The organism is Mycobacterium sp. E183 (assembly GCF_001667735.1).
Lineage (GTDB): Bacteria > Actinomycetota > Actinomycetes > Mycobacteriales > Mycobacteriaceae > Mycobacterium.
In genome coordinates this window covers 103,870-112,950 of sequence record NZ_LZJN01000136.1, presented here as the reverse complement: position 1 = coordinate 112,950, position 9,081 = coordinate 103,870, and the positions used below count along the sequence as shown (strand labels likewise).

Annotated in this window: 6 protein-coding genes, 1 tRNA gene and 1 pseudogene; 5 read left to right on the top strand and 3 right to left on the bottom strand. The window is 71.2% G+C overall.

Annotated features, from left to right (window positions below):
- Positions 1-223, top strand: a pseudogene (locus A5691_RS28665) (hypothetical protein); the annotation flags it as partial.
- A 10-nt stretch (positions 224-233) separates the two neighbouring features.
- Complete coding sequence (locus tag A5691_RS15160; protein WP_068015829.1) at positions 234-698, top strand: GatB/YqeY domain-containing protein; 465 nt, start codon at positions 234-236, stop codon at positions 696-698.
- Here the strand turns inward: A5691_RS15160 and A5691_RS15155 are convergent.
- The 3 genes from A5691_RS15155 to A5691_RS15145 all read right to left on the bottom strand — a co-directional run bounded on the left by A5691_RS15155 (position 682) and on the right by A5691_RS15145 (position 3,772).
- Positions 682-2,391, bottom strand: coding sequence for a selenocysteine-specific translation elongation factor (locus tag A5691_RS15155; protein WP_068015832.1), 1,710 nt, complete (start codon positions 2,389-2,391; stop codon positions 682-684). The two genes, A5691_RS15160 and A5691_RS15155, sit on opposite strands and share 17 nt — an antisense overlap.
- Positions 2,379-3,659, bottom strand: a complete 1,281-nt coding sequence (gene selA / locus A5691_RS15150; RefSeq protein ID WP_068015834.1) for an L-seryl-tRNA(Sec) selenium transferase — start codon at positions 3,657-3,659, stop codon at positions 2,379-2,381. Before selA ends, A5691_RS15155 begins: the two co-directional genes overlap by 13 nt.
- Before the next feature lie 18 nt (positions 3,660-3,677).
- Positions 3,678-3,772: transfer RNA gene (locus tag A5691_RS15145), tRNA-Sec, on the bottom strand.
- Between the two features lie 27 nt (positions 3,773-3,799).
- On the opposite strand from A5691_RS15145, the gene selD reads away from it, so the two are divergent.
- From selD to A5691_RS15125, 3 genes are read left to right on the top strand one after another with little or no spacing between them, the layout of a single operon-like run.
- Positions 3,800-4,792: a selenide, water dikinase SelD gene (gene selD / locus A5691_RS15140; protein ID WP_068015837.1), complete on the top strand. Its 993-nt coding sequence runs from the start codon at positions 3,800-3,802 to the stop codon at positions 4,790-4,792.
- Positions 4,793-4,831: 39 nt separating this feature from the next.
- Complete coding sequence (gene fdh / locus A5691_RS15130; RefSeq protein ID WP_197696190.1) at positions 4,832-8,149, top strand: formate dehydrogenase; 3,318 nt, start codon at positions 4,832-4,834, stop codon at positions 8,147-8,149.
- A complete protein-coding gene (locus A5691_RS15125; protein WP_068015842.1) occupies positions 8,112-9,074 on the top strand; it encodes a 4Fe-4S dicluster domain-containing protein in 963 nt (320 codons plus the stop codon). The genes fdh and A5691_RS15125 overlap by 38 nt, the downstream gene beginning before the upstream one ends.
- Positions 9,075-9,081: the final 7 nt, after the last annotated feature.

The window sequence follows — 9,081 nt, the reverse complement described above, 5'->3', positions numbered from 1 at the left end:
GTTCGGCGAGACGTGGGCCAGGATCCGTGGGCGCCTGCTGCCCCTGTTCGGTCTGGCCCTGCGGTGGGGGGCCGTAACCCGGTGGCGGGCCAACCGGATAGCCAGGCGGCGGCGCGGTCACCGTGTTCCGCGTTGTTTGCGGGCGGGCCCGTCGTTCGTCATGGGCTCCATCCTGTCGGTGGTCCGGGCATTTCTCAATCATGGCCAGGCGGTCGGCGCGTAGCGTCTCTGGCATGGCCGAACTCAAATCCAGGCTGCGCGCCGACCTGACCGACGCGATGAAGAGCAAGGACAAGCTGCGCACGGCGACCCTGCGCCTACTGCTCGCCGCGATCCAAACCGAGGAAGTCTCCGGCAAACAGGCCAGGGATCTCTCCGACGACGAGGTGATCAAGGTGCTGGCACGGGAATCCCGCAAGCGGGCCGAATCGGCGGAGATCTACACGCAGAACGCCCGCGGGGAGCTCGCCGCCAACGAGCACGCCGAGGCGCGGATCATCGACGAATATCTGCCGACGCCGCTCACCGAGGCCGAACTGGCCGACGTCGCCGACACGGCGATCGCCCAGGTCGCCGAGGAGATCGGCGAGCGCCCGAGCATGAAGCAGATGGGCCTGGTGATGAAGGCGGCCACCGCGATCGCGGCCGGCAAGGCCGACGGAGCCCGATTGTCGGCGGCGGTCAAGGAGCGGCTGTAGCCAGCACCACCCGGGTGCCGTCCGGGGCCCGCCTGGTCACGCGGCGGGCGTCGAGCTGCTCCAGCAGCGGGACCGCCACCCGCCGGGTGGTGCCCAGCGCGCGGCGCGCGTCGCTGACGGTGAACGGCTGCGGCAGCCCGGCGAGGATGCCCGTCGCCCGCTCCAGCGCGCCGGCCCCCAGCACGACGCCGTCGGCGATCCGGGCCAGCCGCCCGGCGCGCACCGCCGCGGCCAGTTCCCGGGGTCCGAGCTTGAGCTCGGCCAGTTCGTCGGCGTCCGGTGCCCGAAAGGGCTCGGCGGCCAGCCACTCCTCGACGGTCCGAACGGCCTTGTCCACGCGGGCCGGCAGGCCCGCACCCGGCGAACGAACCACCCCGTCGGCCACCTGCAGTCCGGTGCCCTCGAGCAGCGTCGGCAACAGTTCGGCCGCGGGCACCCCGGCCTGCTGCCGCAGCGTCTCCAGCGGCATCCCCGCCGCGACGTCGTGGTCAGCCGCCCAGAGCCGAACCGCCGCGGTCGCACGCTCGCGCCGCCCGGCCCACCACTCGGGATCCACCACCCAGTCGCCCACCCGCTGACCGACCGGCGGCAGGCCCATCGCCCGAAGTTCGGCCGCCCGCGCGCAGGCGGGCGGGCGAGCCCGGCCGGTCGCCAGCTCCGCCGCCCGCTCCCGCGCGGCGCCCCGACGACGCAGCGCAGGCGGCCGGACGTCGAGCACTTCGATCCCCGCCGCGATCCGGTGTTCGCCCGCGTCGCGCAACAGCCCGACATCCCCCACGCGCAGCGCCAGGGGCCTCGCCAGCCGCAGCCGGGCCGAGCCCGCCCCCAGCGGACGAACCTGCACCGGCACGGCCGCGGACCCCACGTGCAGCACCAGCTGCCGGTGCAGCGCCCCCGCCGACCGCAACCCGACGTCAATCTCCGTCGCATCGAGCCATACGCCCGGCGTCCGGACGGTGTCGCCGCGACCGATGTGCTGGCGGTCGACTCCGCGCAGGTTCAGCGCGACGCGCGCCACCGGCCCGACCGCCGCCTGGTCGCGGCCCAGCGATTGCACCCCGCGAACCGTCACCCGCTCACCGGCGTGCTCCAGCTCGTCGCCGACCCGTACCGTGCCGGCGGCCAGGGTGCCGGTCACGACGGTGCCCGCGCCCCGGACGGTGAAGCTCCGGTCCACCCACAGCCGCACGTCGGCGTCCGGGTCCGGGACCGGCAGCCGGTCGGTGAGCGCCAGCAGCTCCGCGCGAACCCGCTCCAGGTCGGTGCCGAGCGCGACGGGAGCGTCGGCAAGCGAGGTGGCGGAGAGTTTCTCGCGCGCCTGCTCGATGGCCCGGCCGGGGTCGGCGAGGTCGGCCTTGGTGATCACCAGCAGCCCGTGGCGGACCCCGAGGGCGTGCAGCGCGGCGAGGTGCTCGTCGGACTGTGGCATCCAGCCCTCGGTGGCGGCGACGACGAACACGACCGCCGGCACCGCGCCGACGCCGGCGAGCATGTTCGCCACGAACCGTTCGTGCCCGGGCACGTCGACGAACGCCAGCTGCCGGCCGCCGATCTCGGTCCACGCGAAGCCGAGGTCGATGGTCAGGCCGCGACGCCGCTCCTCGGCCAGCCGGTCCGGCCACATGCCGGTGAGCCGGTGCAGCAGGGTCGACTTGCCGTGGTCGACGTGCCCGGCGGTGGCTAGGACGAACATGCCCGCACCGCCGCGGCCAGCAGCGCGTCGTCCTCGGGCGCCACCGTGCGCAGGTCGAGTAGGCAGCGGCCCGCCTCCAGCCGCCCGACGACGGGTGGGCTGGCGGCGCGCAGGGCGGCGGCGTACGACTCGGGCAGGCTCACGGCGGCGCTGGGCAGCCGCACGTCCGGGGCCCCGCCGCCGCCGACGGCCGCGACGCAATCCACCGCCTCGGCGCCCGGCAGCGCGGCGGCCAAAGTCGCGGCGCGGGCCCGCAATCCGCTCAGGTCGGCGACCAACGCCTCGGCCACCGGCGGGGGCGGGCCGGTCAGGGTGGCTTCCAGCGCGGCGAGGGTGAGTTTGTCGACGCGCAGCGCGCGTGCCGCCGGGTGGCGGCGCAGCCGCTCGATGAGCTCGGCGTCGCCCAGCAGCAGGCCGGCCTGCGGGCCGCCGAGGAGTTTGTCGCCGCTCGCGGTGACCAGGTCGGCGCCGTCGCGCAGCGTCGACGTGGCGTCGGGCTCGTCGGGCAGGACGGGGTGTGGGGACAGCAGCCCGGAGCCGATGTCGACCACCAGGGGCACACCCAGCTTCGCCAACTCCGCGACGGACACCGCCGAGGTGAACCCGGTGACGTGGAAGTTGGACGGGTGCACCTTCAGGACGAAGCCGGTCTGCGGCCCGATCGCCTCCGCGTAATCGCGCAGGCTGGTGCGGTTGGTGGTGCCGACCTCGCGCAGCCGCGATCCGGTGCTGGCCAGTAGCTCGGGGATGCGGAACCCGTCGCCGATCTCGACCAGCTCGCCGCGGCTGAGCACGATCTCCTTGCCGGGCGCCAGCGTCAAGGCCGTCAGCAGCAGCGCGGCGGCATTGTTGTTCACTACGTGCACGCCGCCGGCGGTGGGCACCGCCCGCGCCAGCGCGGCCAGGGCGGCCCGCCCCCGACGGCCGCGGCGGCCGGTGGCCAGGTCCAGCTCGACGTCCGTGGTCCCGGCCGCGGCGACCACCGCGTCGACGGCGGCCCGTGACAGCGGCGCCCGGCCCAGATTCGTGTGCACCACCACTCCGGTGGCATTGATGACGGGCCGCAGGCTCGACGCGGTGCTGGGAAGCGCCGCGATGGCGTGCTCGGCGACGCGCTCGGGCTCGATCTCCCCGGCGCGCGCCCGCCGCTGCGCCTCGGCGATCACGGACTTGACCAGGGCGCGGCCCAACACCCGCTGCGCTTCGGCCAGGCGCGGATCGGCCAGCAGTGTGTCGGTGCCCGGCACCCGCCGGCGCGGGTCGCTCATGCCTGGCTCGGAGAAGTATGGCGGAGGCGGACGGGAATCGAACCCGCCAGCGGCAGCGTCTGCCGTTCGACGGTTTTGAAGACCGCGCCGGTCACCAGACCGGACACGCCTCCTCGGACCATAGGGACAAGTATGGACGCGTGACTTATCGACTGACCCAGTACGCCCACGGTGGCGGGTGTGCCTGCAAGATCCCGCCCGGTGAGCTGGAGGACATCGTGCGCGGGCTGGGGGTGAGCGCGCCGCGCGATCCGGTCGGTGAGTTGCTGGTGGGTCTGGACCACGGCGACGACGCCGCGGCGGTGCGCATCGACCGCGACACGGCCCTGATCGCGACGACCGACTTCTTCACGCCGGTGGTGGACGACGCCTACGACTGGGGACGCATCGCCGCCACCAACGCGCTGTCGGACGTCTACGCGATGGGCGGGCGTCCGGTGGTGGCGGTCAACCTGCTGGGCTGGCCGCGCGACGTGCTGCCGTTCGAGCTGGCGGCCGAGACGCTGCGCGGCGGGTTGGACGTCTGCGGCCTGGCCGGCTGCCACCTCGCCGGCGGGCACAGCGTCGACGACCCGGAGCCAAAGTACGGCCTGGCCGTCACCGGGATCGCGGACCCGAAGCGGTTGCTGCGCAACGATTCCGGCAAGCCCGGCGCGCCGCTGTCACTGACCAAGCCGCTCGGCGTCGGGGTGCTCAACAGCAGGCACAAGGCCACCGGCGAACGCTTCGAGCAAGCGATCGAGGTGATGACCACGCTGAACGCCGACGCATCCGCGGCGGCGCTGGCGGCCGGCATCGAATGCGCCACGGACATCACGGGTTTCGGGTTGCTCGGACACCTGCACAAGCTGGCGCGGGCGAGCGGGGTGACGGCCATCGTCGATTCCGCGGCGGTGCCCTATCTGGACGGGGCGCGGGAGGCCCTGGCGGCGGGGTACGTCAGCGGCGGCACGCGACGCAACCTCGACTGGGTGGCCCCGCACGTCGACTTGTCCGGGGTCGGCGAGGAGGACGCCCTGCTGCTGGCCGACGCCCAGACGTCGGGCGGGCTGCTGATCGCCGGTGAGATTCCGGGCGCGACCGTGATCGGTGAGCTGGTGCCCCGCGGCGAGCACACGATCGTGGTTCGTTGAGCCGGCGGGGTTTCATGCGCGCGCACTAGGGTAGAGGCCATGGCTATGCGCAAGCTTTTCCTGGAGTGGCCCGTCGTGCGTCAGCTGCGGTCGGGGGACAAGCTCGGCCGCGGGTCGGCGGTCACCTCGAAACGGACCCGCGCCGTCACGCCGCGCACGACGACGGCCGACCGGGTGGTGCAAAGCATCTGTCCGTACTGCGCGGTCGGCTGCGGGCAGCGGGTGTATGTCAAGGACGAGCGGGTGGTGCAGATCGAGGGCGACCCGGATTCGCCGATCTCGCGAGGCCGCCTGTGCCCCAAAGGCGCTGCCAGCGAGCAGCTGGTGAACTCGCCGGGCCGGCAGCTGCACGTGCTCTACCGCGCGCCGCGGGCGACCGAATGGCGGCCGCTGGACCTAGACACCGCCATCGACATGGTGGCCGACCGCTTCGTCGAGGCCCGCCGCCACGCCTGGCAGGACATCGACAAGAAAGGCCATCCGCTGCGGCGCACCATGAAAATCGCCGCACTTGGCGGCGCGACACTGGACAACGAAGAGAACTACCTCATCAAAAAGCTCTTCACCGCCGCCGGCGCCATTCAGATCGAGAACCAAGCTCGTATTTGACACAGCTCCACGGTTCCCGGTCTGGGGACCTCCTTCGGGCGCGGTGGCGCCACCCAAACACTGCAGGACATGGCCAACGCCGACTGCATCGTCATCCAGGGCTCCAACATGGCCGAGTGTCATCCCGTCGGGTTCCAATGGGTCGAGGAGGCGAAAGCGCGCGGCGCCAAAGTGATTCACGTCGACCCGCGCTTCACCCGGACGTCGGCGGTCTCCGACAAGCACATTCCGATCCGGGCCGGCTCGGACGTGGTGCTGCTCGGCGCACTGATCAACCACGTCATCTCTCGCGATCTGTGGTTCAAAGACTACGTCGTCGCGTACACCAACGCGGCCACCCTGATCAACGAAAATTACCGGGACACAGAGGATTTGAACGGCCTATTCTCCGGCTACGATCCGGAGACGGGGCAGTACGACACATCGACCTGGGCCTACGCCGGTCAAGAAGAGGACGAACGCCATCAAGAGCACGGCGCCAGCGCGTCCGCTCGCGCTGCCGGCGATGCGCACGGTAGCGGCGGCCCACCCCTGCCGCACGCTCGCGTGCAGCGCGACGAGACCCTGCAGCACCCCCGCACGGTGTTTCAGATCGTCAAGCGACATTACGCGCGCTACACGCCGGAGATGGTGCGTGACGTGTGCGGCATCAGCACTGAGGACTTCGACTACCTGGCTCGCTCCATCGTCGAAAACTCCGGGCGCGAGCGCGCCACCTGCTTCGCGTACGCCGTCGGCTGGACCCAGCACACGCTCGGCGCCCAGTTCATCCGCACCGCGACAATCCTGCAGCTGCTGCTCGGTAACGTCGGTCGCCCGGGGGGCGGCATCATGGCGCTGCGCGGGCACGCCACGATCCAAGGGTCGACCGACATTCCGACGTTGTTCAACCTGCTGCCCGGCTACCTCTCGATGCCCAAGGCCGGTGTGCACGACACCTTCCGGGACTACATCGAAGCTGTCGGACCGAAGAACCAGAAAGGTTTCTGGGCCGACGCGGACACCTACATCGTCAGCCTGCTCAAGGCGTGGTGGGGTGACGCCGCCCGCGCCGACAACGACTGGGCCTACGACTACCTGCCGCGGCTCTCCGGCCCGCATGGCACCTACCAAACGGTCATGTCGATGCTCGACGACGAGGTCGACGGCTACTTCCTGCTCGGCCAGAATCCGGCCGTCGGATCCGCGCACGGCCGCCTCCAGCGCATGGGCATGTCGCACCTGAAGTGGTTGGTGGTCCGCGATCTCAACATGATCGAGTCGGCCACATTCTGGAAGGACGGTCCGGAGATCGCCTCGGGCGAGCTGAAGACCGAGGACATCGAGACCGAGGTGTTCTTCTTCCCCGCGGCTACGCACGTCGAGAAGGCCGGCTCGTTCACCCAGACCCAACGCTTGGTGCAGTGGCGGCACAAGGCGGTCGAGCCGCCCGGCGACTGCCAGAGCGAGTTGCAGTTCTTCGTCGAGCTGGGCAAGCGAATCCGCCAGCGGCTGGCCGGCTCCACGGACGCGCGCGACCGCCCCCTGCTGGATCTGACCTGGGACTATCCCACCGACGAGCACGGCGAGCCCGACCCCACCGCGGTGCTGGCCGAGATCAGCGGCTGTTACCTGAGCGGCCCCAAGGCCGGCCAGCCCGTGCCGGGGTATACCGAACTGGGTGCCGACGGGTCGACGTCGTGCGGATGCTGGATCTATTCGGGCGTGTACGCCGAGGGGGTCAACCAGGCCGCCCGCCGAGCGCCGCTCGGTGGTCCGAGCCCGGGCCAGTCGGAGTGGGGGTGGGCCTGGCCGGCCGACCGCCGCATCCTCTACAACCGGGCCTCGGCCGACCCCGACGGTAAACCGTGGAGCGAGCGCAAGCGCTACATCTGGTGGGACCAGGAAAAGCAGCGGTGGGTAGGCAACGACGTGCCCGACTTCGTGGCGGACCGGCCACCCGGCAGCCGGCCCGACCCCGACGTCGGAGGCCCCGACGCGCTCGCCGGCGACGACCCCTTCATCATGCAGGCCGACGGCAAGGGGTGGCTGTTCGCACCGAAGGGAATGGTGGACGGGCCGCTGCCCACGCACTACGAACCGCAGGAGTCGCCCGTTACCAACGCGCTCTACCCCCAGCAGCGCAACCCGTCGCGAATCACGTTCCCGCGCAAGGAAAATCTGAGCGCGCCGAGCGACGGGGAGCCCGGATCCGATGTGTATCCTTACGTGTTCACCACCTACCGGCTCACCGAGCATCACACCGCGGGCGGGATGAGCCGGTGGCTGCCCTATCTGTCGGAGCTGCAACCGGAGATGTTCTGCGAGGTCTCGCCGGAGTTGGCGGCCGAACGTGGCTTGGAGCCGTACGGGTGGGCCACCATCATCTCGCCCCGGGCGGCGATCGAGGCTCGGGTGCTGGTCACCAAACGCGTTGCCCCGCTGGTAATCAACGGCCACACAGTGCACCAGATCGGGCTCCCGTATCACTGGGGCGTCGGTGGCGACGCCGTGGTGAGCGGGGACGCGGCCAACGACCTGCTCGGAGTGACGCTCGACCCGAACGTGCAGATTCAGGAGTCCAAAGCCGGTTCGTGTGACATCCGGCCCGGGCGGCGGCCGCGCGGCGAGGACTTGCTGCGCCTGGTTGCCGACTATCAGTCGCGTTCGGGGGCCACCACCGAGACCGGCAACGTGCGGATCAGCGACGGCGTCTGGGAAGGAGGAGCCGATGGGTCAGCTGAGCGGACCGACCGACCCGACGAGTAACGCCGGCTGGGCGGAACCCAGACCGCGCAAGGGATTCTTCACCGACACCTCGATCTGCATCGGCTGCAAGGCCTGCGAGGTCGCGTGCAAGGAGTGGAACCGTAACCCGCGCGACGGCGACCTGGAGCTGCTGGGGTCGTCCTATGACAACACCGGAGCGCTGGGCGCCAGCACCTGGCGGCACGTGGCGTTCATCGAGCAGGGCCGCGATCGGATCGAGGAGGCGCGCGAATCCGGCCGCGCCCTAACAGATTTGGGTATGCCCGCCGTCCCCCGGCCTCCGGACACCAGCCCACCGGATACCCCGGAATTCCGCTGGCTGATGTCGTCGGACGTGTGCAAGCACTGCACGCACGCCGGCTGCCTGGACGTGTGCCCGACCGGCGCGTTGTTCCGCACCGAATTCGGCACCGTCGTCGTGCAGGACGACGTCTGCAACGGGTGCGGCACCTGCGTGGCCGGATGCCCGTTCGGCGTGGTGGAGCGTCGCAGCGACGGCACGTATGCGACGCCCGCGACCAGGCCCGATCGTCCCGCCGAGAAGTTCGTCACCGGGGTCGCCCAGAAGTGCACGCTGTGTTACGACCGCCTGGTCGAAGACCAGATCCCCGCCTGCGCCCAGACCTGCCCCACCACGTCGATCAAGTTCGGCGACCACGACGATCTGGTGATCGAGGCCCGAGAACGGGTCACGCGGCTGCACGCCCAGGGCCAGACCGAGGCGCGCCTCTACGGCGCCAACGAGCACGACGGAGTGGGTGGCACCGGCTCGATCTTCCTGTTGCTCGACGAGCCGGAGGTCTACGGCCTGCCGCCCGACCCGCGCGTGTGCACGGCCGACCTGCCGCAGATGTTCAAGAGGGCGTGCGTCGCCGCCGCGGGGATGTTCGCCGCCGCAGCGCTCGCCTTCTGGAAGGACCGGTGAAAAACCC

Bases quoted from the DNA above. Each gene is read 5' to 3' on its own strand.
- A5691_RS15160 (WP_068015829.1), top strand. From the start codon at position 234: ATGGCCGAACTCAAATCCAGGCTGCGCGCCGACCTGACCGACGCGATG.
- A5691_RS15125 (WP_068015842.1), top strand. From the start codon at position 8,112: ATGGGTCAGCTGAGCGGACCGACCGACCCGACGAGTAACGCCGGCTGG.
- A5691_RS15155 (WP_068015832.1), bottom strand. From the start codon at position 2,391: ATGTTCGTCCTAGCCACCGCCGGGCACGTCGACCACGGCAAGTCGACC.
- selA (WP_068015834.1), bottom strand. From the start codon at position 3,659: ATGAGCGACCCGCGCCGGCGGGTGCCGGGCACCGACACACTGCTGGCC.